The following is a 23,737-nucleotide window of genomic DNA, read 5'->3' on the forward strand; positions in this document are numbered from 1 at the left end:
GTTCGCCAACCAAAGGCAACTCAACGGATGAGATATTCCCACAAGGGGCCGGTGAATCCTTTTCGGTACATTCGTTTTAAAATATTACCCGTCTCTTCGGCGCCCGCCCCTTGCACCCAATTATCCCGTCCCTTCGCATGACCGGCGATCATCTCTGCGGCACGCGCGATGCTGAGCTCCGGTGGCTGGTAAAAGACCGGCGCCAGAATGCTCTCGGACGCGTCGATCTGCCCCTGCTCTCTTGCCAACGCATACAAAGCGGTGTGGGGATAGATTCGCATACCGCAAAAAAGAAACATAACGGCTTTATGCAATTTATCAATATTGGCCAGCGTCTCAGACAAGGTGTGTTCGCTCTCGCCGGGACCGGCGAACAGAAAATAGTGCGCCACGTGGAGACCGGCTGCGTTGGCCGCCCGATGGGTCGCAAAGACCTGGGCGACATCGAAAGGCTTGCCATAGGCCCGCAGCACCGGATCGCATAGCGCCTCGGTCCCGAACTCCACATGTTTGAGGCCGCAATCGGCCATGGTGTCGAAATAGCCGTCCGGCATCCGGTTCGGGGCGAAAAATCCCCCCCAGGGAATGGCGAGCCCGGCGGCCTTGAAGGCTTTAGCCACCGACAAGCTCTGTTCAGGATGGGCATTGAAAGCCGAATCGGTGATGAACAGATACTTGGCTCCGGCCTGTTGGAGCGCCACGGCGTCAGCGGCGATCTCGTGAGGCGGCCGATAGCGCATGGCTCGGCCTTCGAGATGCGGGTAACTGCAATAGACGCATCTGAACGGACAACCCCGTTTGGTCTGCAGGTTGAGCATCCCGCCGTTTTTCAGATAAAAACCGAGATCGTCCGGCTGGGCGGGCATCTGTCTGACCGCCTGCCTGGTCCAGGGCCGCGGTTTGGCGGCCAGGCCGTCACGACCGATGACGCCCTCTATACAGGCCGGGTCTTCTCCCTTTTCCAAGGCTGTCAGCAGCGGGGCCATGCGTTCGCCTTCCCCCACCACGCCGTAGTCGGCCGCCAGAAGCGTCATCAATTCCTGGGGAAAGATGGTGAAACCGCTGCCGCCCAGGACGATGGGTGCCGTGCTGACCTGCCGGATCCGATCGACCAGTCGCTGGTAGTCCGGGATGTAGCTCATGGGATGCAAGGCATCGGTGTTATCGATGTTGCGCAGGGAAATGCCGATCACATCGGGCGCAAAGCCTTCCAGCACCGTAGCGAGTCCTTGCCCATCGGCGAGGCAATTCATGTCCAGACGCTGCAACTGGTGATCGGGGCCGATGGCGCCGGCCACGTAATCCAATCCCAGCGGGTAGACCGGATAGGGCTCAAGGACCGTATTGGCGGAAATCAGCAGTACCTTCACGATGGGACAATCCTGATCGCTGTAATGAAATCACCCAACCCCAACACCAGCATGCCTTTGCCGTTCAGCGCCTGGTCGCTATTGCCGACGAGCGGACCGGGAACGCTGCCGCGTGCCACCATCTCCGTCGCGAGCACCGACGCTACTGCTGTAGCGCCGCCAAACTCCCCGGTCAGACGGCGATAGTCGATCACCGCGCCCTGGAATCGGCTCAGCTCCAGGAATGAATCCAATTGCCGTTGGGCCTGCTTGCGCCGGGCAGCCGGCAGACCGACCATCACTGCGCCGAACCGGCGATCCATGGCCGCCGCGCCACCCAGCGCCTGGACCAGCGCTTTCATGCCGTCTGCTGGTTCGCCGGCCCCATAGTGGACCAGGTCGATGCAAGTCGCGCCTTTCGCCTGCCGGCGTTGCAGCAGCAACCCGCCACCGCCGTCGGCGGGCTGGGCGGCCAGACGGACCGACGCATCGAACAAGGGCGAAAACACCGGATGATGTTCGTCGGCAGCGGCGACGAATATCGGATCGGCCGTTTGCCGGGTCAACAGATCGGCCGCGAGCAGGGCCTGCTCGAAGGAATAATCGCCACCCGAAGTCGTTACGTTGGCCCCTTTGGCCCCCAACAGCATGGCGATCTGCCCGGCCGGCGCATTGTGCACCGAGCCGATGAAATCGGTGGGCGAAGGGTATTGCTGACCGGTTTCGATCAATCGTTCGAGAAAATCGTGGGTTTCGGACAATGCCCCCCAGGCCGTGCCGAAACTGACCATGACCGGCATCCGTTCCGCATCGGCGCCATCACAGGCGTGCACGGCGAGGGACAGGGCCATTTGAGGCAGGCGCTTCAGACGCCGGATCAATCGCGGGGCCAGTCCCTGGGCCAACGCCTCGCCGGCCAGCACTCCCCGGCAGGCATGGCCGGCAAAAAAAGCGCGGTGCGTCTCATCGGTCAACCCGGCACCGGTGAGGCAGGCACGCCCCACAATGGTCAGGCCCGGGCGATCGGACGCCGACGGGGAGGTTTCGGGACGACGCGCGGTCCTGGAGACGATCAGCGAGGCGTTGTTGCCGCCGAAGCCGAACGAGTTGCTCAAGACCGTGCTGACCGGCCCTCTCAGCGGCGATGCCACCGGCGCAATACCCAGGGCCGGATCGATCGTACGATACCCCACATTGGCCGGGATCAACCCGCAATCGATGGACAGGGCGCCGACGACAGCCTCGATGGCGCCCGCAGCGGCCAGCGGATGCCCGGTGGCCCCCTTGATGGACGAGGCCGGCGGGAGTCCTGGTCCAAAAAGTGTTTTCACGGCCCTGGCCTCGGAGAGATCGTTATCGATCGTGCCGGTGCCGTGCAGATTGATATAATCGATTTCTGCAACAGAGATTCCGGCATCGTCCAATGCCGCCCGCATGGCAGCCGTGGCACCGGCGCCTTCGGGATGCGGGGTGGTGGCATGGTAGGCATCGCACGACAGACCTGCACCGATGATCTGCGGGCAGGCCACATCCCCCGGTGCCAGTGACAGCAACAGCATGGCTGCACCTTCGGCCACCGACATCCCGCGGCGATCCCGGTCGAGCGGACGGGCCCCGTCGGGATCGATGAGCTGCAAGGCATTGAAACCGAAGTAGGTCAGCCGGCAAAGCGAGTCCGCACCGCCGGCCAACACGCGGTGGGCCAGACCGCGACGCAGCATCTCCATTGCCAGCTTGATGGCCACTGCTCCCGAAGAGCAGGCTGTGGAAACCGTTATCACGGGTCCGACGCAACCGCTGCGACGGGCGATATCCTCGGCGACCGAACCCAGGGCGTGCAAGCCATAACGCTTTGGATCGTCGATCTTTTGTTCAAACAGGGACTCGGTGGTCAGTATTCCCCCGGTGGTAGTGCCAAGCACGATGGCATCGGGTGGGATGTCACAACCCGCCAGGGCTCGATCTGCGGCCAGGCGGGCCAACCGGTGGGTCCGCGGCGGACTTTGCCCCGCATCTGCCAATGAGACCGCGCCGACCGGCAGATGCCGCGGCAACGCTATCGGAAACGGGCTTGCCGTTGTGAGCGCCCGTCTGGCGTTGATCAATGCATCCGTGGTCTCGTCCAGACCAAGGCCGAGCGGGCTGACAATACCCATGCCGACAATGTAGACGGCACCACCTGTCAATTGGGAAGCTCCGGCGCTTTCTCCTGGATGTAGGCGGCCAGTGTCCGCAGCGTGGCAAACACCTTGGCACCCAACTCTTTGTTGTTGATGGCCACACCATAATCTTTCTCGATCATGATGACCATCTCCAGCACATCGATGGAATCGATGCCAAGCTCTCCGCCGACCAGTTGGTCGTCCTCTTGGATGTCCTCGGGTTTGACATCCGGCAAATTCAAAATGTCGACGATCTTACTTTTCAGTTCCGCAATAAGTTGATCCATGAACCTGTCCATTAAAACATCATTAAGATTAACGTGTGGATGGACACACGGCGTGTGATATAGTACCATCCGGTTTTTGTAAATTTATTAATCTATATGCTTAACGCTATCTTTTCAATGTTTTTTCGAGCTGCGTAACACAACGCCATGACGACGCCACGAATCGACCTGGAAGCACTCGTTCCCCATCGCCGGCCCATGCTGCTGATCTCGGAGATCATCACCTTCGACGACCAGTCGGCTGCCACGCGATCGGTTGTCGGGCACGATTGGCCGCTGATGGGGCCGGATGGGGTCAATGCACTGATATTGATCGAATTGGTCGCTCAGACGGCGGCCATCAACAACGGCTGGGAACTGTTCAAACGCGACGGCCCTGGTACCGACCGCCGCGGGTGGATCGTAGGGATAAAATCGGCCCGTTTCCAGGTCCGAGCCATTGCCGCCCATACGACAATCGTGGTTGAATCGGTCAACCAATTTGCATATGACAACTTCAGGGAGATTCAGGGCATTGCAACAATCGAGGGAAAACCGGTGGCCGAGGTGACGCTGCAGTTGGTGCAGGCCGAACCGTTGGCGACACCGTAAGAAGTCCAATTTCTGCATCATTTAATATCATCGAACGGAGCATAGAAGATGAACGATATCGTCAATCAGCCGGTTGCCCTGGTCACCGGGGGGAGCAAGGGAATCGGCAGGGCCATCTGTGTGGAGATGGCGGCCAACGGTTACCAGGTAATCATCAACTACTTTTCCGACGCCGATGGTGCCCGTGAAACCCTCGAGCAGGTCGAGGCGGCCGGCAGCAGGGGTATGTGCGTGCCGTTCGACGTAGCCGACCCAGACGCCACCCAGAAGGGTCTGGAAACCATATTCAACACCTACCCGACGGTGGACGCACTGATCAACAATGCCGGACGCATCGCCGATGAATTGTTCATCATGATGACGCCGGACAAATGGCGCAGCGTCATAGACATCACGTTACAGGGGTTTTACAATGTGACCCGGCCGATACTGGAAAAAATGGTGGTCCAGAAGCGCGGTGCCGTGGTATCCATCGCTTCGGTGGCCGGGATCATGGGCAACCGCGGGCAGTCCAACTATGCCGCGGCCAAAGCAGGTCTGATCGGCGCCAGCCGTTCGGTGGCGTCGGAGGTGGCCCGGCTGGGCATCCGCGTCAATGTCGTGGCCCCGGGGTTGATCCAGACCGAAATGATCCACGATGCCCCGGTGCAGAAGATCAAGGGGATGATTCCAATGGCCCGATTGGGTTCGGCCGAAGAGGTGGCCCGGGTGGTCCGTTTTCTCTGTTCCCCGGATGCCTCGTACGTGACCGGACAGGTGATCAGCGTCAACGGCGGCATGTTCTGATTTTTTTCAACACGGCCCTTGTGAGACAGGCGATCGATGAGCAAGCTGAACAAAAAACAAAACAAAACGTATCTCCTGCTCCCGCTGATCGCTGTCTTGTGCATCGGCTGGGCCGGCAGTTGGGATGAACTCAAGTCCACGGCCGGCACGGTCACATCGGTAACGGCCGCGTTCCGTCAGGAAAAGCACCTGAAGATCCTGGCCAGGCCGTTGATCTCCGAAGGGGTGTTCTACTACCAGGCACCAAGATCGCTGCGTTGGGAATATACCCATCCGGTTCAAAGTATCTTGCTCATGCACGACGGCAGCGTCAAGCGCTATGTCCAAACCGCATCGGGCCTGGAAATGGAGCGCAGCGCCGGTCTGGACGCCATGCAGGTGGTACTCGACGAGATCACCCGATGGCTCCAGGGCCGTTTCGATGAAAGCGAGATGTTCGCCGCGCAACTGGAAGGCGCCGGACGCATCGTGCTGACGCCCAAAGAAAAGGGATTCAAGGAAATCATCCAACGGATTGAAATCCACCTGGCGGAAGAACCGGGCATGATCAGGGATGTGTTCATCTTCGAGAGCCCGGAGGCCTATACACACATGCTGTTCTCCGACACCACGCTCAACACGCCCATCGACGCATCGATCTTCCGGGAAGTGCCATGATCCACCTGTCACGACTCATTTTGCTACTGATCTGTCTGCCGATCGCTTGTTCGCACCTGCCCGACATCCAACCGACGCCACCCGATGACGCGCCCACCGGCAGTTTCCCGGCATCTATTTTTCTCCAGGGTGACTGGCAGCTGCTGCATGCCATCGAAGCCACCGGACCCGGCGGCGGGAAACAGACCCTCCTGGGGCTGAGCCAGATCTCATCCCACACGCGCTCCGCGCATTGCGTGATGATGACCCTGGAGGGCATGGTGCTCTTCCAGGCGACGTTCGATGACGGCACCCTGTCCGTCCAACGGGCCGTGGCCCCCTTCGACCGACCCGGAATGGCCGTAGGCATCGTCGAAGACCTGCGCATGGTTTTTTTCACCCCTGACCGGCCGTATATCCAGACCGGGCGTTTGTACGACGGCACGCGGGCATACCGCTACCAGCTACCCGACGGCGGTACCCAGGACATCGAAACACAAGACCAAGCCCATTGGGTCATCCATCGGTACGACCGGCGTCATCGCCTGGTTCGTACCGTGCGGCCCGTGTCTGACCAGGGCCGGTCCGAACAGGGGATGCCCAACCAGATCCTGTTAGAAGCCCACGGCCTCGTCGGCTACCAGTTACGAATGACCCTGGTCGAGGCCCAACCCTTGACTATCCATCCAAGCTCAAAAAAGGTTAATCCATGAGACTCAAACTGATCTACCCCAAATGGTCCAAACTCATGCGCCAGACCGAGTTCCATCTGCCGCCCCACGGTCCGGTGGTCTTCGCAGCTGCGCTGCCCGAAGACGTCGAGGTGGACTTCATCGACGAGAATCTGCAAACCATCGATTTTAACGACAGGCCCGACGTGGTCGGCATCTCCATGATGCTCACCATCCAGGTCAAACGCGGTTGGGAAATTGCCGATCGATACCGACAGATGGGAATCCCCGTCATTTTCGGTGGCATTGCCACCATGCTGCATGCCGAAGAGACTATGACGCATGCCGACGCAGTCTTTCTGGGCGAAGCCGAAGGCCGCATGGAAGAGGTCTTTTCCGATCTTCGCAGCGGGAAACTCAAGCCCGTCTATGACTACCTGGATCAACAGCCTCCCATCGAGATGGTCGGCACCGCCCGACGCGACATCCTTCAGCGCGATCTTTACAACTACAAAGGGGTCCAGATGGTGGACCTGGTGCACGCATCCCGCGGCTGCCGTTACCACTGCTACCCCTGCGCCGTGGCCTACCTGGGCGGCCGCAAGTTCAGACCGCGCCCCATCGACAAGACCATCGCCGAAATGGAGGCCATCGACAACAATCGCCTCTTCCTGGTGGACAACTCCCTGGCCCAGGACACCCAGTGGGAATTGGACCTTTTCAAGGAGATGATTCCTTTAAAAAAGAAATGGTGCTGCCATCCCATCGAAGATCATCCCGAAGTGCTCGACCTGGCGGCCCAGGCCGGCGCCTGGTATGTCTACCAGGCTGTATTCGACACCTCAGATTACATCCGCGACCGCATCAAGCGATACCATGACAACGGCATCGGGGTCGAAGGCACGATCCTGATCGGTCTCGATCGCCACACCGAAGACTACATCAAACAGTTGATCGATTTTCTTCTGGACATCGAACTGGACCTGGCCGAGTTCACCGTCCTGACACCCTTTCCCCACACCAAGGCCTGGGATGAGCTGCACGGCCAAAACCGCATTTTCACCTATGATTGGGATGAATATTCGGCCGACAAGGTAGTCTACCACCCCAAGCATATGAGTGCGGAGAAGTTGCAGGAGCTGCTGGCCTATGCCTGGGACACCTTCTATCATGACGAACCCCAGGAGATAAAGATGTCCAAGCTCTTTACCCAGGTGATTCGAAAAGAGATGGAAGACAACACCTACCGGCCGCGCAAGCCCGAGCTGCGTGACATGGCCTTTGGACGTAAGGCCGGATGAGGCAGAAATTCAGGGCCATGTAAAAGTTGTTGCAGGACGGCGCCGTAAGATCTAATAGAGCTCGAACTTGGCCAGACGGCCGTCAAGATCGGCATTGCGCAGCGGCTTCTTCCAGGCCGGCCGCAAGCCGATCTGTTTGAGCATCTCCCGGTTGCCGAAGTAGACGTAGGCCTGCGATCCGTTGCAGCGCCGCTTGAGAAAATCGCCGAATGCCTTGTAGAAGGCATTGAGTTCGATATCCCGGCCCGAACGCAGACCGTAAGGTGGATTGCAGACGATCAGCCGGTCTTCGAGTCCGGGCAGATCATCGAAGGCGGCGCGATGCACCGGCACCGATGCGCCGCCGGGCAAAGCACCCAGGTTGGCGAGCGCCGCGCGGACGGCACGCGGATCGATATCGCTGCCGGCAATCCAGCCTGGCTTAAGTGGGACCATTCTGCCGTCCGCCTCTCGTTTGACCCGCTCCCAGAGCTTCCGATCGAAATCAGGCAAACGGTGCAAGCCGAATCTCGTCCTCAGATAACCGGCCGGTATGCGGCACAGATGCATGAGGGCCTCGCACAACAGGGTGCCGCTGCCGCACATGGGATCGTAAAGCGGCCGTTCTCCCTGCCAGCCGGAAAGGACCAGGATGGCCGCCGCCAGTGTCTCCTGCATGGGTGCCTCGACGCTCTGGCGCCGATAACCCCGCCGATGCAGCGAACCGCCCGATGTGTCCAGGCTGATGGTGGCCCGTTCATCGGCGATATGCAGATGGATCCAGATGTCGGGATTGCGGCGATCCACGTCGGGTCGCTCGCCGTGTTCCTTCCTGAAGGCGTCGGCCACGGCATCTTTTACGCACAGCGCCGCGAATTTGGAATGTGTCAAGTTGCGGTTACCGGAGACATTGGCAAAGACCCCGAAGGTCTGGACCGGAGAAAAGATCGTGGTCCAGGCGACGCTTCGCGCGGCACGATAGAGATCTTCGCGATGCCGGCAGCGAAAGGATATCAGGGGCGCCAGCAATCGTGTGAGCAGACGCGACTGGTAGTGAATCCGATAGAGATTTTCCGATTCCGCCGAAAAGTGGAGTCCCCGAAGGGTCGCTTCGATTTCGACGGCCCCCAGGGCGCCGAGTTCAGTTGCGGCCAGAGCTTCCACGCCGGCAGCCACCTGGGCGAAATAGCGGTGGTTCAGTTGATATTCAAAAGGGGTCATGGTTTCAATTCACCGGCACGGGGGACACACGCCATCCCCATTCCCCCGAAGATCAGAACGTCTCCAGATCCGGAAACCTGTTCATGCGGCTGAGCCGCTCCATCTCGCGTTTATGGCGCCCTTCCCAGCCGTGCTTTCTGAGTACATAGTCGTAGTGAAGCTTGAGTACCGGTTTGAAAAGGTAATTCCATATGGCGGTCCAACCGCGACCCTGGCTTCTTACCCGCCGGGACGGATTCCACCATCCCAGCACCTTCTGCCGATGGTACCAGAAGAGATACTGCAACCGATCCGCCGTCAGATGATGGGTGCGCACGTTGGCCCACTGGCCGTTGTACTTCTTATAGTCCGTCTGATTGACCACCAGTCCTTTCTTGATCAGGTCCTCACGCATGCCGGTCTTCAGGTAGGGGGTCAGGATCTGGCAGATGTTGGCATCGGCCTCGACGGTATTGAGAAATTGGTAGTTGTCGATGATGGCCTGCTCGTCGTCCTCGGGAAAACCGAAGATCATTCCGGCGATGACCATGATCCCGTAACGATGGCACAAGGCCACGGCCTCTTCGGAGGCGCTGACAATGTCGCCTTTGTGGGCGGCGATCAGGTTCTTCTGGGAGGCGTTTTCGATACCGAGAAATACGATCCGGAACCCGGCCTGGGCCAACTTGCGCACCATTTCCGGGTTGCGGGACATGGAGACGCAATCGGCCTGCACGATCAGATGCAGGTTGCGGTACTTGCGGGCGATGATGGCGTCACACAGGCGAATCACCCGGTCGGGATCGAGCACCATGTTGTCGTCGATGACAAACACCCAGCGGGTCCTGCACGTGTAGTAGATTTCGTCCAGATCGGCCAGGACGCGCTCGATGGGAAAGGCGCGGAAGGTCCGGCCGTACATGTGCTTCATGCTGCAGAAGTTGCAGGTCCGGGTACAGCCGCGGGAGGTCTCTAGCAATTCGATCCTGGAGTACATCATGTGATACCCCCAGGTGAGGCGCCGTTTGTCCCGGATGGGCGGTTTCAGAAGGCTCAAATCCAGGGGGGCGCTGCGCTCGTTGTGGACGAACTTGCCGTTGCTCTTGTAGCTGAGGGAGAGAATGGCTTCGAACCGATCCTTGCCGGCCAGGGCGTTCACCAGGCGCCGGCAGGCCTCCTCCCCTTCCCCTCGCACGATAAAGTCGATCACCTCGGCTTCGGGTGAAACGGCGATCTCCTCGGCCATGAGAGTCGCATGGTATCCGCCGAGGACGATCTTGGCCTGGGGGCACAACGATCGGACCAGACGCGCCACTTTCACGCAGGTATCGTATTGCCAGGCCATGGCCGACAGACCGACCAGGTCCGGCTGGATCCGATTCAGGGTGCGGGTGAGATATTTGCGGATCGAGCGGCGCTTGCGCACCAGATCGATCAGGTAGACGTCGTGTTCGGAATCGATATTGCCGCCGATGCAGGCGATCCCGTGGCTGGGGGTGTGAACGGCGGATTCATGAATCACCAAGGGAACCACGTCCGGCATGGAGATCAAAACGACTTTCATGGGACTCCTATAGGATTGCCCTGACCTGTGCCATCAGATCGGTCAATGAAAAATTCGTGCCGCCGTAATCCGGTGTGAGCTGGGCCAGCAACTCGAGCGTATGGGTGTTGGCACTACACGTATTGAAAAGAAATTTTCCGGGCGTAAACAGCCGATTGGTGTTGCGAATGCGAACCACGGCCAGCGGGGCGCGGCAAAGCCGGGCGATTTTAAACGCACCGGCATTGAAGTCGCCTACCGTGCCGTCGCGGCTGCGGGTGCCCTCCGGAAATACGATCAGGTTCCCGCCGGATGCCAGAAAGGCCGGCATGGCCGCCAGGCGCCGGCTCGTCAAGTCGGCCAGTTTTCCCTGGGAAGCCGATGGCAGATAGCCGGAATTGCGCAACAGCCAGCCGAGGATCGGAAACCCGAACAGCCGATTCTTGGCGATAGTCGTGTGGCGCGCATACTGGGCGATCAGCAAAATCGGGTCCATGTAGGAGATGTGGTTGCATACGATCACCGATGATCGAACGCCGGCCAGACGCGGGTCGATACGCCACTGCTGCCGGGGCATGAGCAGCCGGCAGATCTTGATAAAACCCCGGTAAAAAAGGTGGTTGAGTTTCTGAAAGCGCAGATGGCGATCCGGCCCCATGATCATGGCCAGCAGATAAAACGGCCCGAAGAACACCACGAAACCCAGTGTAAAATAGACCCATAAAACGATGGTGACGCCAAAGTCGACCAAACCAAACAGCCACCTGGGGCTGGGTCGCGTGGCCGCTCCATCCGATCCGGCGGATGGATTCATACCTAAACTTTCTTTAAAATCAGGCAGGTATTCACACCCCCAAAGGCAAAATTCTGAATTGCCGCGAGGTGAATCTGCTGTTCGGTCAACTGCCGCGTGTGCCGGACCATGTTACAACGCTCATCCACCTCGTCCAGGTTGAGGGTCGGGGCCACAAAGCCCGCGTGCATCATGTAGATGGTCAGGATCGTCTCGATAACGCCGCACGATCCCATGGTGTGTCCCATGTAGCTTTTCAAACCGGTAACCAGCGGATGTTGACCGTAGGTCCGGCCGATGGCCTGGGATTCGATCACATCGCCCATCTTGGTCGCCGTGGCATGGGCGCTGACGAAATCGATCTGCTCGGGATTCAACCGGGCGCTGTCGAGTCCCAACCGAATGGTCTGCATGATGCCGTCGATGTTGGGCAAAATCAAGTCACCGCCGTTGTTGTTGCAGGCGAAACCGACCACTTCCGCCAGAATGGGAGCGCCGCGTTTTTGAGCGGTTTCGTAGTCTTCGAGAATCACCGTTCCCGATCCTTCGCCCACCACCAGGCCGTCCCTGCGAACGTCGAAGGGCCGGGGCGTCAAATGGGGGGTGGCGTTGAACGCGGTGGAACAGGCCAGCAGGTTGTCGAACACCGCCACCGTGGTGGTGTCGTATTCGTCGGCACCCCCGCACAGCATGGCGTCCTGCAGGCCGAACTTCACGGCCTCGTAGCCGAATCCGATGGATTGGCTGCTGGTGGTGCAGGCCGTGGACGAGGAGATCACCCGGCCGGTGATGCCGAACATCTTGGTGATGTTCACCGCAGTGGTATGAACCATGGACTTGAGGTAGTCGACCGCGCCGATGCTGGATAATTTGGTATCTGAATGGCCAAAGAAGGTGCGATAGATCTCGCGCTGCACGGTGGGGCTGCCATGGGTGGAACCAAAGGCCACCCCCATGCGGCCCGAGGTGATGAACGCCTCGCTCAGGCCGGCCTTTTCGATGGCCTCCTTGGCGGTCTGGCACGCATAATAGGCCACCGGCCCCATGGTTTTGCGATGCTGCCGTTTGAAATCATAGGCTATGGGGTAATCCACAGACCCGAAAACGCCCGAGTGGATGTGGTCGGTGAGCAAATTGTCCGAACGCATGGCCGAAACGCCCGATATCCCCTCGGTCAAGTGCCGCAGGATCTCCTCTCGGGTGTTTCCGATGGGCGTGATGGCAGCGCAACCGGTGATGACGACCCTTCTGTTCATTCGATGCCTGTACTCATTTGGTGCCCGTCCTCAAACGGCCAGTCGGCCGTTTGAGGACGGGCACCACTTAGACGCGTTCAAAACGATATCCCCGGGATTTGCCGGGCCCTCACATGGACAAAAACAACGACTTCAACGGGCGGATCGAACAACGGCCAGGGCCTCGACATAATCCACGATATCATTGATAGTGGAAATCTCCATGGATTGCCTCTTTTCGTCGTGGGTCAATTCAGATCCCAGCATGATCTCTATTTCACGCAACAGTTCGATCGCGTCGATACTGTCGAATTCGTGCACTTCACGCAGGTCGTCATCCAGTCCCGGATGGTCGATCTCAAACCGCTCGGAAAAAATGGTCAGGATGCGTTGCGTTATCTCGCTTCGGGTCATAGGTGATCCATATCCTTATCCAATCGAAATTTTTAAGCTCTTACTATAAATCGCCCTTCATTCATAGACTTTTCGATGGTTCGACCGGCTCCCCCAGGAAAGCCTGAAAATGGTACCACTCGAACGGATGGCGCCTCAGATGGCCCTCGACCAGCTCCGCGTAGGCCTGAACCGACCGGCGAATGGCTTCGATGCGATCCGCCCGGCTGGCGGCCTGTACGTCGATGGGGGGGCAGATCGAAAAGTGGTAGTGCCCTTGACCCCGTGACGAGGCGAAAAAGACATACACCGGCACCCGGGCAATCAGGGCCAGCACGTGGGGTGCCTCGGGAAGTTGTACCCAATGGTTTAAAAAACGAGCCGTTACGGCCCGCTGATCGTGTCTCCAGATCATATCGCCAGCCATGGAGACGAACCCGCCGGACCTGAGAAACGCAATGCCCTCGACCAGGTCGAAAGCCGATCCGCCCTCCTGGTCCACGGCCAATATACGGATGCCGCTGGCCGCCAGGTCCTGCTTCTGCATCCGCTCGATCTGATCCTTGACCCGTTGCCCCACATAGAGCATCAGGCGCAACTCGGGCATGGCACGCCGCAGCAAGCGGGCGCCCACCTCCCAATTTCCCAGGTGGCTCATGAGCAAAATCCCACCGCGTTTCTCCTCGATGGCCTGCCTGAGATAGTGACGCCCGTCGAAGGTGTTGCGGATGAGGCCGCCGCTGCTGAGCAGGAAACGGTCCAAAAATACCGAGGTGAAGTTGCGGAACTGGCACCAGGCACACCAATAGTGATAAAAACGTGTCCGATGGGGATACAACGCCTTGTAAAAACGCACACTCATCAGGGTTCTGTTCGGAAACAGCACGAAATAGCCGGCGGCGATGCCTTGGGCAATCCAAGAAAAAAAGCCGGGACCCAACCGTTTGGAACAGGCGGTGAGCCATTTATAGAAACGTTCGCGCACTGTTCCTGCCCATCTGCGACGTCATAAGACTCTCATTCACCTGACCTGTTCCGATACCGCCGTCGCCCAAACATCAGCCGTCCAAGAATAAGCCGAATGAAAATATTCTGAACGATCAATCGCGTAAACACATTGGAATTGCGCACAAAATCCACAAACGGCCGAAAATGGGACACCCGCTCGCCATCGGGTGCGTAAATGACGTCGATGGGCGCTTCGACGACCGGCACGCTGTGCCAGCCGGCCTTGACCAGCACCTCGACCTCGAACTGATAGCGCCTGGCCCGGACCTCCCAACCCAGCACCTCGGGCAGTGGATAGATCCTGAATCCGCTTTGGCTGTCGGTTAACCGCGGTCCTCCGGCCATGTGCACCCAGAAATTGGAGAATCCCCGGCCGAAACGGCTGGTCCAGGGCGCGCCGGCCGCGAGCATGGCCTTGCGGTATCCTACGACCACGGGCCTGCCGCGATCCCCGATGGATGCCATGAGCACCCGGGCATCTTCCGGATCGTGCTGTCCGTCCGCATCCAGGGTGATGACCCAGTCCGCCGAATCGGCCGCAGCCCGGAAACCCGTCAGCAGGGCAGCCCCCTTCCCCAGATTGGACGGATGAACCAGTAGATGAACGCCGGGCATCGATTCGAGGGAAGTGCATCCGCCGTCGGTGGAACCGTCATCGACCACGTATATCGGCAAATTCAAGCCCAAAACCGCCTGCACCACCCGTCGGACGGTACGACCATGGTTGTATACCGGTATGACGACGGCAAAGCGTTCTTTTTCAGACCCTGCCGGGGGCATCATTCACCATAGAGGACGGTGCGGGTCGTGGTCCAGACGCCCAGGATACTGAAGATTTCCTGGTCGGCGAAATAGAGGGTTTGCATACCGTTTTCCCGGGCAATGTCGCCGATGGCATTGGAATCCACCCTGGCATATATCCCGAAACCTGAAAACGGCTCCTTGACCTCCAGCAACCGGCCGCTCGGTGGCTCACCGGTTGGCAACGGTGTCCGATCCAGGTTTTCGGTCAACGGAAAACGAACATGGGTGTAGATCCAACCGGTGGGCTGGATCCCCACGCAACCGGTCAGGCCGAGCAGCATCCAAACCCATACGGGTAGCCACCTCAGGCGCAGGGAGTCATGGCCGCTGGTTTGTCGCATGTCTCAGTCTCCGTAGACGATCACCCGCCAGCGCGTATAAAGGCCGAACAGGACGGTGAGGGTTTCCTGGTCGGCATGCTTGAGAATCCTGATATCGCCGTTTTGGGCGGCGGCCGCATAGCTGGCGTCCCCCCAGGCGACCAGCCACAAGACGCTATGGGCATCGGCGGTGCCCCTTTTGGTACCCAGTTCGGTTTCGTTCAAGTCGCTGTCGAAAGGCGTTTTGGTGTGAATAAAGGCGCAGCCCGTCAACACCACGGCCGCGATGATGATCCACAAGCAACTCCATATCCTCAGACGCTTCATGACGATCTCCCCGTCCCATCCGGCATACGGATGGCGCTTACGATCTAAGTGTTTCGGACGACCCTTTCCAGTCGAAGGCGGGCAAATAGGCCATTCCCCATGTCCCGGGCCCCATATGCGCACCGGACGTCAACGAAAGGGGGCGCAACTGGATACGGGCAGACGGCAAACGCGCCTGAATCTGACCGGCGGCGACCTCCTCTACCCACTGCCGGTTGTCCGTATATTGAAGCAGAATGTCGGGCGCATCCTCACTGGAAAAGTCGCCGTCGATCTTCCCCAGGGCAAAGTCGAGCTGTTCCTTTCGATTGCGCACGATCCCCACGTTGGCGGCCCCATGGGCCGTGGGTGTGATGATCGGTTTCTTGTGCAGCAGGTCCCCCAAAAAGCCCTTGGTCTTGGAAATACGGCCGCCGGCGGCCAGGAATTTCAGCTGGTCGAGAAAAACGAACTCCTGGCTGCGGGCAACGGCTGCATGGGCATAAGCCATTACCGCGCCCGGATCTTCCGCTTCGAGCGCGAAACGTGCAGTGGCCAGCACGACGATGCCCAGACGTCCGGAAGCCGCCCCGGTATCGATGACAGCCAGACGGTCGTGAGGGTCGTGATCGGCCTTCCATGCGGTCACCGTCTCGAAGTTGCCCGTATACACCGAACCGACACACAGGTAGAGCACCCGTTCGAACCGGCTGATGGCACTCAAATAGGACTGGTGACGCTCAAAAACCGACGCCTGGGCCGTGGAAACCTTGACGCCGCCGGACATGGCCGCGTAGAGTCGATCCGACTCGTAAAGGGTTTCGGGCCAGGCCTGCTCACCCACTACGAGGTAGCTGCTGAGCAGCGTAATCCCCAGCTGTCGGGCATCCTCCGTGGTGACCGATCCGGCCGCATCGGTCATGAGGTGCACGGCCCGACCACTTTGCGTTGCCTTGCGTACAACCGAAACGATGCGCTCCTCGGACCAGCCGACCACCTCGCCGAGGGACTCGAGCCCTGATCGCAGCACCCCGCGGTCTTCGGTGTGCAGATGGATCTTGATATTTTCCGCATCGTCGGTGACAACCACGCTTTCGACGCCGTCGGGTAGTTGCGCACGAATGCCATCCCGACTACCGTCCGGCCGGATCGTTGCGCTGATACAATAGCCCCCTGGTTGCCCGTCGGGCGCCCAGTCCGCAGCGATGGCAAGTTTTCCGCCGAACACTTCCATCACCGATCGCCCGCTCTGTTTCCGGCCGGTGATGTGGCTCAAAAAAGCTTCCCAGAAAATGAACATACCCAGTGCACCGGCATCTACCACGCCGGCATGCTTGAGCTGGGGCAAGGCCTCGCTCGAATCTGCCACCGTCTTCTGCAAACGGTCGATGATCCGGACAAAGTCCCACTGGCCGGGGGCAAGATCATGGGGCGGCATCACCTCGGCCAGGGCATCGAATAGGGTCAGCATGGTGCCCGGCTGGGGATCGGTCACGGCCTGGCGCGCCTTGCGCATGCCTCTCTGGATGGCACCGGGCAGTTGACTGGCCCGTTCGACGCCGAGTAGTTCGTAAAAAAAGGCCGCCGCGATATTGCCCGAATTGCCGGTGGCCATGCGCACCAGATGGGCGGGCACCAACTTGGGTTGTGCATCGAGCTGGCGCAGGGGGGCCAGGCTGATTTTTAAATTACGCCCGGTATCGGCGTCAGCCACCGGGAAGACGTTGATCTGGTCGAGAAGATCGGACCAGGCGGCCATTCGCTCGTAACCGTGAATAAAGGCGCTGCTGCAGGTTGGGTCCATGGGAAGATAGAAGTGTTAAGTTTAAAGTGTTAAGTGTTAAGTGATGGTAATCTGTCTATTTTATATTTGGGTCGACGACTGTTCACCGCGCATCATCAGAAGCCCAGGGCGATGCGGATGTCGTCGGGAATGGCGAACTCCATTTCCATTTCGGGAAACCGCACCGCCAGTTGTTCGCTGGTACCCCTGGCGCAGATGGTGCGCTCCGCATCTTTTTTCCGAATCTCGAATTTCATGGCGATCTTGTATTGCGCCTCGGTGACCGCGGCCCGGCAGACAAATTCATCAAACGCTCTCAACGGCATGATGTGTTTGACCGCCGACCGGGTGACCGGAAAGACATATTTTTTGGTCAGCATGTACTGATACAGATCGATGCCCACCGATGCAAATAGCGCGAATCTGGCCACATCGAAGTATTTCAAATAATTGCCATGCCACACGATCTGAAGCGGATCCAGATCGTGAAAGGCGACCTTCATGTCGATCTCTAAACTGGCGCTCATATCCTCATCTTCAGCAGTCGTTCCGCGTTCATTTCGGCCCTTACATACACCAGCCGCCGCCGCAAAGGCAAGTTACGAATGGTTCGCGTGGAATCAAGGGACAATGCCTATTTTCATGGAGGGCGGCAGGCACGAGGCCAGGGCTTTGTGTGACCGCAATTTTAATCAAATCTAACCACTTGATATTAAAGGTGCGATTGGCTATTATGGCGTCGTTTGAATCGGGGGCGGCGGGTTGATCCTTTGGTTCGGCAAGGGATCGGGCGGCGCAATTTTGCCCGAAAAATTCATAATGCCTTATCTTTTTAAAGCGTTATGGCGATACTTAATTCGTGTATCGATGGAGGCCGCAAACCAGGCCGCGGACCGATTTCAGGATGAACGAACAGAGTCAATGAACAGAGCGCACCAAAACGGCCAATTTTTGTCGATTGGATCGGCACAGACCAATTCCCGCCCGGCTAAGCGTGCCTTGGGCATCCCCTGGTTTCTCTTTGACCGCCGCGACCATGAACTGGTGCGCATCACCAACGAGGTGGCCTCCAGGCAGAGTGACCTGGACTACCTGAGGCGGCAGTACTATACCTATTTTCATCCCCACGGCATCAAGGAGATGGCCGAAACGCGCAGTCTGCGCATCGCCTATGCCATGGTTCACCTGCTGGCCTCGCTGGAAATCGGGGGGGTGGACGAACGCCTGGATGCGCTTCGGGCCCTGCGGGCCGAAGTGTTGGACACCGCCGAGGGGCCCATGCCCAAAAACACGGCCCGGGTGCTGATGCAGATCATGAAGGAGATGGTGCGCGCCCGGGACAACCCGCGACGCCAGATCGAACTGGCCCACGATTTCCGCATCACGGCCACGGGCAAGCCGCGCGTGGTACGGCGTCAGCTGCGCATCTACCACCTGCTGGAAATGCCTGAAACCTGGAACCAGATCTCGTTCGACGACCATGTGCACGATGCCAACACCAAGGGCCGCAAATCCTCCACCCATCTGATCATGGATGCCTGGATCAAGGGCATTCGCCGCCTGCGCATCGTTCATTACAACTACATCGAACCGCGTTTTGCCGCCGAACTATTAGAAGCGGCCAGAATCATGCAGATCGACGTGCGCATCGGCATCGAGTTCTACACCCGATTCCGCAATCGCTTTATCAACCTGATCTGGGTCCCCCGGGGTTTTGCCGACGCCCAGGCGTTTCTCTGCTTTCTGGAAGAGCCGGCCGTCGCCGAACTGATGAGGGAGGGGCGCCGCGCCTCGGCTTACCAGCAGGCCCATGTCATGCAACTTCTGGACGCCTTCAACCGGCGTCATCTCGTGGAATTGAACGAGCGTTTCGATATCGAGCTGGCGCCCATCGAATCGGGCGAATTTCTCGCCTTCGTAGGGATCGGTCAAAAATCGGTGTTGCATCTGGAGAAATTCATCCAGCAGAAGATGCTCATCGCCCTGCAACACAAGGCCGAACGGATGCGGGAGGCCTATCGTGCGGCCGATGCCGACGGCCGGAAGGACATCGCGGAATGGTTCGTGCAGATGGACCGCATGGACCTGGAGACTATCGTGGCCGAATACCTCAAAGCCCGACGCAATCCAGATATCGCCGACCACACGGTCCCGTCCGACGACGCGGATGTCCCGGCCCTGTTGCGGCTTAAGCCGGCCGAACTGCTATGCCGCCTGGCGGGCCTGCAGTCGGGCTACCGGATCACACTGAACCTGTCCGGCCTGGCCGCGGAGGACGTGCTCGAATTGATCTATGACTGCGACGGCATGATCACGCGCCTCGAACTGTTCAACCTGAAGGATTGGGCCGACGGCCGCACCGAGCAGATCCCTGAAATCAGCCGGCTCCAGGAGGCCATCAACGGCCAGAACCCCATCACCCTCAAACGGGTCATCCTGGAGATCATCCAGAAGACAGAGGCCAAGGAGAAACCTGACAAACAGGATCAGCTCGACAAAATCAGGACGATCCTGCACGATATCATCTCACTTCAGGCCATGTACAAGGCCAAGCCGCTTAAAGCGCGCATGGGCAGCGACTCCACCGGCCGTTCGCCCCGTTTCCACGGCATGGGGCTGGCCCTCATCGACACCCTGCCGCCGCGGGCGCGTCGCCAGATCCATCGCGACCTGGTGGACCTCGGACGGGAGCGCATTCCCATCCACATGACCGCCTATGAACGGCATACCTACCTCCAGCGTCCCGGCCTGAACACCAATTCCGGCCGTAGAGAAAAATGGCTGCCCCACCTTTCAATCCTCCGACGCCTGAAGGCCATCAAAAAGGTGGATTGGGAGGTTCAGGGGAATCTCAGCCGCATGGCGCGGCAGGGCAACGTGGTCACCCTGGGCGGCGTGGAGCGGAGGATCAGCAATCTTCTCGTTCTCGATCCAACCGCGATGGAGATAAAGCGGCGGAAACCCCAATGGCGACACGTCAACTCCCACCTGCGAAACCTTTTTAAGGTGTTCATCGGCTTCATACCGGCTTTCGCCACCTTCTATCTGACAAAAGACTGGTGGCTCCTTGCCTATGGGGGGGCCTTCATCTGGTTCGGTATTACCGGCGCACGCAACATCGTCCAGTCAGTGCTCGGCGGCGGCGGCTTGAAACGTTCACCCCTGCTTCGCTGGAACGCCTATGTGAGCTGGGATCGCATTTGCGATTCACTGCTGTTCACCGGTTTTTCGGTACCTCTGCTCGACTACCTGACCAAAACCCTGCTGCTGGAACGCGGGCTCGGCATCACCATCGACACTCATCCCATGCTGCTCTATACCATCATGGCGCTGGTCAACGGCCTCTATCTCTCCGGCCACAATGCCTTTCGAGGGTTGCCCAGGACCGCCGTCTACGGCAACTTCTTCCGCAGCGCCCTCTCCATCCCGGTGGCCATCGCTTTCAACCTTGCGGCCGGCCAGCTGCTGACGGTGGGCGGTGCACTCAATGTCAACGACATCCTGCAGAAGTGGGCTGCGGTGATCTCCAAGGCTGCCTCGGACACCATGGCCGGCATCATCGAGGGCGGGGCCGACCGGTTCAACAACATCCGCACCCGGTACAGAGAATACAAGAAGAAGCTTGCCGAACTGTTCGACATCTACGCCCGGCTCGAACTGCTTTTTCCGGAGGCCAAGGCCTTCGAGCTGCTCGAAAAGCCGCGGGACGTCATCCCCAGGATCAACCTGGAGGCCCGAGACCTGGAGACGATCATCTCCATCCATGCCCTGGACCTGCTCTATTTCTGGAACTATCAGCCCCGGGCGCGCAGTGCGTTGCGACGACTTCTGAACACCATCAGCGAAGAGGAGCGCCACCTGCTGATCACCTCTCAATTCACGCTGTTGCGCCAGCGCGACATCAGCCAGATGTTCATCGACGGCGTGGTGGGCAAAGATTTCGCCCGGCCCCTATCGTTTTACCTCTCCCGCTATCCCGAGTACCTGGAGGCGATGAAACGGTTCGTGTAGTGCCAGGCCTCCCATCGAATCACGGCCGCAAAAAAAGGGCGGCCACTCGGCCGCCCTGCTGTTGATTTGAATTGCGTTTACGGAGAACCGGCGCTCACTCGACCAGTTTTCTCCCGATGGCGTGCGCCTCGTCTATCAGCGCCCGGTTTTTCCCGGCGGGAAGCACATGGCTGTCGGCATGCACGATCCGCCCCACCTCCTTGATCCCCAATCCGGTCCCGGCCATGCCGGCCAGCCAACGAATCGAGCGCTGGTATTGTTCCGCATCTGGCGCACCCTGTGAAATGACCAGGGCGAACCGCTTGCCCGGCGGCACGGCCGTGAGGTAACCGCCCCCCGCTTTGGGTGGATAGAGCGAATAGAGCCGGTCCACGAAGAGCTTCATCTGGCCGCAAATGCGGTACATGTAGATCGGACAACCGATGACCACCGCATCGCAGGTCTTCATCATCTCCAGATAGGTGGAGAGCCCGTCCTTCTGGGCGCAGATCCCGTGCCGGGTCCGGCAAGACAGGCATCCCATGCACCCTTTCATATCCAGGGTGTGCAGGTGAGCCTCGGTGGTCTCGGCGCCGGCCTCCCGCGCGCCGTCCAGCATGGTGTGGATCAGGGTGGAAGTATTGCCTGTTTTACGCGGGCTTCCGTTTATGGCCAGTACGTGCATGGGTCACTCCTTTATTATGGATGGACTCGGAATGGGTTGGGAAACACAAGCTATTTAAACTCTCAGGGCATGAAACCGGTTTTTATAATGAAGGTCAAGAGCTTTATCTTATCCAATCTTTGGCAAGAGGATACGAATTATCTCCATCGGATGGCTGAAACTCAAGCCGCTTTGTTTTGTTCCGTCTCCTCATGTGGCGGCCGGATACTCCGCAGTTCCGCCCTCATCTCGTCATATAATGGTTCCCAGACGATCTCCTTTTGATTCTGCAACCTCCATACCTCCTGACCGGTCAGGCCGATATGTTTTCCCAGATCGGCAATGCCTGCCAGGTTGTGCATTTTACGCCGGTTCTTCCGACCGAAGACGTAATAGTTGTAATACCCCCATCCCCGCATGACCAGAAAGATCACCACAACGGCCCACCCCATTTTGGTAATCATTTCGACCAAATGATCCAAGGCCGATCGTTCGAAGAAAGCCAGGTAGACATAGTGAGCGCCGGCCACCCACAAGACCACTGTCACCAGCGGCAAAAAGAGATAGAGCCACAAGGCCCACATAAAGGTGGTAAATCCCCACTCCACGATCCTGCGCGCCGGGCTGCGCAGTTTGGGGTTGTCTTCTATGTTGATCTTCGACACTATTGCGCCACCCGTTTTGAAATTTTGGCCAATCCGCGATCCGGACTTTTCCACACCGCACGGGCGCCCTTCTTTTTCAGCAGGGCCCTGGGAGTGGCGAAGATCACGGTGAAAGAACTGATCATCCAGTAGATAAACGGGTACCAGATCACCCAGAACAGATATCGGAGGATATTCTTTTCATAACGGCGGTCGACACAGAGACTGACACAGAACTGCAGGATGCAGGTCATGGCCAGTACCGATCCGGTCCACTGGGGCGGCAACGGCGGAGACGGGGTAACGCCCACAGAGAGATCGAACACGGCGGTGACCAGCCACAGCAGGACCATGCCCCAGAAGCAATAGGACCAAACCACGCTGACCGCGCTTTCCAGGAAGACCGGCCAAAGGCGTCTTTGCCGCCAGTGAGCCCAGATGTTGTGATGCTTTTTGAGCACCTCCACACCGCCCTGGGACCAGCGCATGCGCTGCCGCCAAAGCCCCTTCAGGGTCTCGGGCACGTATATCCAGCAGGTCGCCCGCGGTTCGTAGCGGACATCCCAGAACTGTTTTTCCAGCTTCCAGGTAATGTCGATGTCCTCGGTCACCATGTCGGTATCCCAATAACCGGCCGCGTGCAGTGCGCTTCTGCGGAAGGCGGCGATCACGCCGGAAACGGTCAGCACCTTGCCCAGGATACGCTGGGTCCGTTTGATCAGGCCGATAATGGTAGCGAACTCTCCGGTCTGGATCTTTGCCAGCAGGCTCGTGCGGTTGAGGATTCGCGGGTTGCCGGTCACCGCCCCCACCCGGGGAAATTTCTCGAAATGCCAGGCTATCCAGTGCAATGCATCCGGACTAAGCAGTGCATCGGCGTCAAGGGTCAGAATCAGTTCGCCCCTGGCCGCCAGGGTGGCGATATTCAGAGCAGCGGCCTTGCCCTGATTCGATGTCAGGTAAATGGCCCGCACGATGCCATACCGGTCGCACATCTCTTTCAGTATCCGGGCGGTACCATCCGTGCTGCCGTCATCCACGGCGATGATTTCATAATTGGGGTAGGTCACGGTCAGTAGCTGCTCGATCGTTTCGCCGATCTGCACCTCTTCGTTGTGGCAGGGCACCAGGATCGAAAACATCGGGAAAGCTGCGAGCGGGGGGGCTTGGAACCTTCGCCTTTCGTGGCGGTAATAGAAGAGAAGTCCCCCGATCATCCACACGAAGCTCATCAACAAGGGATAGAGGAAGATGAAATCACTGATATGACGCACCGCTTCCCGCATAACGGA

At 58.9% G+C, this 23,737-nt stretch carries 23 protein-coding genes; 6 read left to right on the plus strand and 17 right to left on the minus strand.

Features of this window, described 5'->3' with window-relative positions; translation table 11 throughout:
- Nucleotides 1-20: 20 nt before the first annotated feature.
- Genes DFT_RS16145 through DFT_RS16155 form a run of 3 tightly spaced genes read right to left on the minus strand, consistent with a single transcriptional unit; the run spans nt 21 to nt 3,798 of the window.
- A complete protein-coding gene (locus DFT_RS16145; RefSeq protein ID WP_054032176.1) occupies nt 21-1,370 on the minus strand; it encodes a lipid biosynthesis B12-binding/radical SAM protein in 1,350 nt (449 codons plus the stop codon).
- A complete protein-coding gene (locus tag DFT_RS16150; RefSeq protein ID WP_054032177.1) occupies nt 1,367-3,535 on the minus strand; it encodes a beta-ketoacyl synthase N-terminal-like domain-containing protein in 2,169 nt (722 codons plus the stop codon). Before DFT_RS16150 ends, DFT_RS16145 begins: the two co-directional genes overlap by 4 nt.
- Nucleotides 3,532-3,798, minus strand: coding sequence for a phosphopantetheine-binding protein (locus DFT_RS16155; RefSeq protein ID WP_054032494.1), 267 nt, complete (start codon nt 3,796-3,798; stop codon nt 3,532-3,534). Before DFT_RS16155 ends, DFT_RS16150 begins: the two co-directional genes overlap by 4 nt.
- A gap of 147 nt (nt 3,799-3,945) precedes the next feature.
- Here DFT_RS16155 and DFT_RS16160 point away from each other — a divergent pair, with 147 nt between their 5' ends.
- Genes DFT_RS16160 through DFT_RS16180 form a run of 5 tightly spaced genes read left to right on the plus strand, consistent with a single transcriptional unit; the run spans nt 3,946 to nt 7,783 of the window.
- Nucleotides 3,946-4,389 carry a hotdog family protein gene (locus DFT_RS16160; RefSeq protein ID WP_152972025.1) on the plus strand — a complete coding sequence of 148 codons (444 nt, stop codon included), beginning with the start codon at nt 3,946-3,948 and terminating at the stop codon, nt 4,387-4,389.
- A 48-nt stretch (nt 4,390-4,437) separates the two neighbouring features.
- Entirely contained in the window at nt 4,438-5,175 is a 738-nt protein-coding gene (gene fabG / locus DFT_RS16165; RefSeq protein WP_054032179.1) for a 3-oxoacyl-ACP reductase FabG, read from the plus strand.
- Nucleotides 5,176-5,211: 36 nt separating this feature from the next.
- Complete coding sequence (locus DFT_RS16170) at nt 5,212-5,832, plus strand: outer membrane lipoprotein carrier protein LolA (protein WP_054032180.1); 621 nt, start codon at nt 5,212-5,214, stop codon at nt 5,830-5,832.
- Nucleotides 5,829-6,524, plus strand: coding sequence for a hypothetical protein (locus tag DFT_RS16175; RefSeq protein WP_054032181.1), 696 nt, complete (start codon nt 5,829-5,831; stop codon nt 6,522-6,524). Before DFT_RS16170 ends, DFT_RS16175 begins: the two co-directional genes overlap by 4 nt.
- The gene (locus tag DFT_RS16180) at nt 6,521-7,783 is read left to right on the plus strand and encodes a B12-binding domain-containing radical SAM protein (protein ID WP_054032182.1); all 1,263 of its coding nucleotides are present in this window, start codon (nt 6,521-6,523) and stop codon (nt 7,781-7,783) included. The genes DFT_RS16175 and DFT_RS16180 overlap by 4 nt, the downstream gene beginning before the upstream one ends.
- A gap of 51 nt (nt 7,784-7,834) precedes the next feature.
- Here DFT_RS16180 and DFT_RS16185 read toward each other — a convergent pair whose 3' ends face one another.
- The 11 genes from DFT_RS16185 to DFT_RS16235 all read right to left on the minus strand — a co-directional run bounded on the left by DFT_RS16185 (nt 7,835) and on the right by DFT_RS16235 (nt 17,674).
- Nucleotides 7,835-8,983: a THUMP domain-containing class I SAM-dependent RNA methyltransferase gene (locus DFT_RS16185; protein ID WP_054032183.1), complete on the minus strand. Its 1,149-nt coding sequence runs from the start codon at nt 8,981-8,983 to the stop codon at nt 7,835-7,837.
- Between the two features lie 52 nt (nt 8,984-9,035).
- Nucleotides 9,036-10,526, minus strand: coding sequence for a B12-binding domain-containing radical SAM protein (locus DFT_RS16190; RefSeq protein ID WP_054032184.1), 1,491 nt, complete (start codon nt 10,524-10,526; stop codon nt 9,036-9,038).
- A gap of 7 nt (nt 10,527-10,533) precedes the next feature.
- On the minus strand, nt 10,534-11,319 hold the full coding sequence (locus DFT_RS16195) for a lysophospholipid acyltransferase family protein (protein ID WP_054032185.1): 786 nt from the start codon (nt 11,317-11,319) through the stop codon (nt 10,534-10,536).
- Nucleotides 11,320-11,321: 2 nt separating this feature from the next.
- Nucleotides 11,322-12,554, minus strand: a complete 1,233-nt coding sequence (locus DFT_RS16200) for a beta-ketoacyl synthase N-terminal-like domain-containing protein (RefSeq protein ID WP_054032186.1) — start codon at nt 12,552-12,554, stop codon at nt 11,322-11,324.
- A 132-nt stretch (nt 12,555-12,686) separates the two neighbouring features.
- Nucleotides 12,687-12,947 carry an acyl carrier protein gene (locus tag DFT_RS16205; RefSeq protein ID WP_054032187.1) on the minus strand — a complete coding sequence of 87 codons (261 nt, stop codon included), beginning with the start codon at nt 12,945-12,947 and terminating at the stop codon, nt 12,687-12,689.
- A gap of 61 nt (nt 12,948-13,008) precedes the next feature.
- Nucleotides 13,009-13,911, minus strand: coding sequence for a lysophospholipid acyltransferase family protein (locus DFT_RS16210; RefSeq protein WP_054032188.1), 903 nt, complete (start codon nt 13,909-13,911; stop codon nt 13,009-13,011).
- 32 nt (nt 13,912-13,943) lie between these two features.
- Nucleotides 13,944-14,717 (minus strand): glycosyltransferase family 2 protein, encoded by a 774-nt coding sequence (locus DFT_RS16215; protein ID WP_054032189.1) that lies wholly within the window; start codon nt 14,715-14,717, stop codon nt 13,944-13,946.
- A complete protein-coding gene (locus DFT_RS16220) occupies nt 14,714-15,079 on the minus strand; it encodes a hypothetical protein (protein WP_054032190.1) in 366 nt (121 codons plus the stop codon). Before DFT_RS16220 ends, DFT_RS16215 begins: the two co-directional genes overlap by 4 nt.
- A gap of 3 nt (nt 15,080-15,082) precedes the next feature.
- Nucleotides 15,083-15,385: a TRL-like family protein gene (locus DFT_RS16225; protein WP_083453552.1), complete on the minus strand. Its 303-nt coding sequence runs from the start codon at nt 15,383-15,385 to the stop codon at nt 15,083-15,085.
- Between the two features lie 37 nt (nt 15,386-15,422).
- The gene (locus DFT_RS16230; protein ID WP_083453553.1) at nt 15,423-17,168 is read right to left on the minus strand and encodes a DegV family protein; all 1,746 of its coding nucleotides are present in this window, start codon (nt 17,166-17,168) and stop codon (nt 15,423-15,425) included.
- Nucleotides 17,169-17,263: 95 nt separating this feature from the next.
- Nucleotides 17,264-17,674 (minus strand): acyl-CoA thioesterase, encoded by a 411-nt coding sequence (locus tag DFT_RS16235; protein ID WP_054032193.1) that lies wholly within the window; start codon nt 17,672-17,674, stop codon nt 17,264-17,266.
- Between the two features lie 394 nt (nt 17,675-18,068).
- On the opposite strand from DFT_RS16235, the gene DFT_RS16240 reads away from it, so the two are divergent.
- Nucleotides 18,069-21,158, plus strand: coding sequence for a hypothetical protein (locus DFT_RS16240; RefSeq protein ID WP_235506246.1), 3,090 nt, complete (start codon nt 18,069-18,071; stop codon nt 21,156-21,158).
- 94 nt (nt 21,159-21,252) lie between these two features.
- Here the strand turns inward: DFT_RS16240 and DFT_RS16245 are convergent, their stop codons facing one another.
- The 3 genes from DFT_RS16245 to pgaC all read right to left on the minus strand — a co-directional run bounded on the left by DFT_RS16245 (nt 21,253) and on the right by pgaC (nt 23,731).
- Nucleotides 21,253-21,822, minus strand: coding sequence for a flavodoxin family protein (locus tag DFT_RS16245; protein WP_054032194.1), 570 nt, complete (start codon nt 21,820-21,822; stop codon nt 21,253-21,255).
- 161 nt (nt 21,823-21,983) lie between these two features.
- Complete coding sequence (gene pgaD, locus DFT_RS16250; protein ID WP_054032195.1) at nt 21,984-22,466, minus strand: poly-beta-1,6-N-acetyl-D-glucosamine biosynthesis protein PgaD; 483 nt, start codon at nt 22,464-22,466, stop codon at nt 21,984-21,986.
- Nucleotides 22,466-23,731, minus strand: a complete 1,266-nt coding sequence (pgaC, locus tag DFT_RS16255; RefSeq protein ID WP_054032196.1) for a poly-beta-1,6-N-acetyl-D-glucosamine synthase — start codon at nt 23,729-23,731, stop codon at nt 22,466-22,468. The genes pgaD and pgaC overlap by 1 nt, the downstream gene beginning before the upstream one ends.
- Nucleotides 23,732-23,737 lie beyond the last annotated feature (6 nt).

Source organism: Desulfatitalea tepidiphila, assembly GCF_001293685.1.
Lineage (GTDB): Bacteria > Desulfobacterota > Desulfobacteria > Desulfobacterales > Desulfosarcinaceae > Desulfatitalea > Desulfatitalea tepidiphila.

Bases quoted from the DNA above. Each gene is read 5' to 3' on its own strand.
- DFT_RS16155 (WP_054032494.1), bottom strand. From the start codon at position 3,798: ATGGATCAACTTATTGCGGAACTGAAAAGTAAGATCGTCGACATTTTG.
- DFT_RS16160 (WP_152972025.1), top strand. From the start codon at position 3,946: ATGACGACGCCACGAATCGACCTGGAAGCACTCGTTCCCCATCGCCGG.
- fabG (WP_054032179.1), top strand. From the start codon at position 4,438: ATGAACGATATCGTCAATCAGCCGGTTGCCCTGGTCACCGGGGGGAGC.
- DFT_RS16170 (WP_054032180.1), top strand. From the start codon at position 5,212: ATGAGCAAGCTGAACAAAAAACAAAACAAAACGTATCTCCTGCTCCCG.
- DFT_RS16175 (WP_054032181.1), top strand. From the start codon at position 5,829: ATGATCCACCTGTCACGACTCATTTTGCTACTGATCTGTCTGCCGATC.
- DFT_RS16180 (WP_054032182.1), top strand. From the start codon at position 6,521: ATGAGACTCAAACTGATCTACCCCAAATGGTCCAAACTCATGCGCCAG.
- DFT_RS16185 (WP_054032183.1), bottom strand. From the start codon at position 8,983: ATGACCCCTTTTGAATATCAACTGAACCACCGCTATTTCGCCCAGGTG.
- DFT_RS16190 (WP_054032184.1), bottom strand. From the start codon at position 10,526: ATGAAAGTCGTTTTGATCTCCATGCCGGACGTGGTTCCCTTGGTGATT.
- DFT_RS16195 (WP_054032185.1), bottom strand. From the start codon at position 11,319: ATGAATCCATCCGCCGGATCGGATGGAGCGGCCACGCGACCCAGCCCC.
- DFT_RS16200 (WP_054032186.1), bottom strand. From the start codon at position 12,554: ATGAACAGAAGGGTCGTCATCACCGGTTGCGCTGCCATCACGCCCATC.
- DFT_RS16205 (WP_054032187.1), bottom strand. From the start codon at position 12,947: ATGACCCGAAGCGAGATAACGCAACGCATCCTGACCATTTTTTCCGAG.
- DFT_RS16215 (WP_054032189.1), bottom strand. From the start codon at position 14,717: ATGATGCCCCCGGCAGGGTCTGAAAAAGAACGCTTTGCCGTCGTCATA.
- DFT_RS16220 (WP_054032190.1), bottom strand. From the start codon at position 15,079: ATGCGACAAACCAGCGGCCATGACTCCCTGCGCCTGAGGTGGCTACCC.
- DFT_RS16225 (WP_083453552.1), bottom strand. From the start codon at position 15,385: ATGAAGCGTCTGAGGATATGGAGTTGCTTGTGGATCATCATCGCGGCC.
- DFT_RS16230 (WP_083453553.1), bottom strand. From the start codon at position 17,168: ATGGACCCAACCTGCAGCAGCGCCTTTATTCACGGTTACGAGCGAATG.
- DFT_RS16235 (WP_054032193.1), bottom strand. From the start codon at position 17,674: ATGAGCGCCAGTTTAGAGATCGACATGAAGGTCGCCTTTCACGATCTG.
- DFT_RS16240 (WP_235506246.1), top strand. From the start codon at position 18,069: ATGAACAGAGCGCACCAAAACGGCCAATTTTTGTCGATTGGATCGGCA.
- DFT_RS16245 (WP_054032194.1), bottom strand. From the start codon at position 21,822: ATGCACGTACTGGCCATAAACGGAAGCCCGCGTAAAACAGGCAATACT.
- pgaC (WP_054032196.1), bottom strand. From the start codon at position 23,731: ATGCGGGAAGCGGTGCGTCATATCAGTGATTTCATCTTCCTCTATCCC.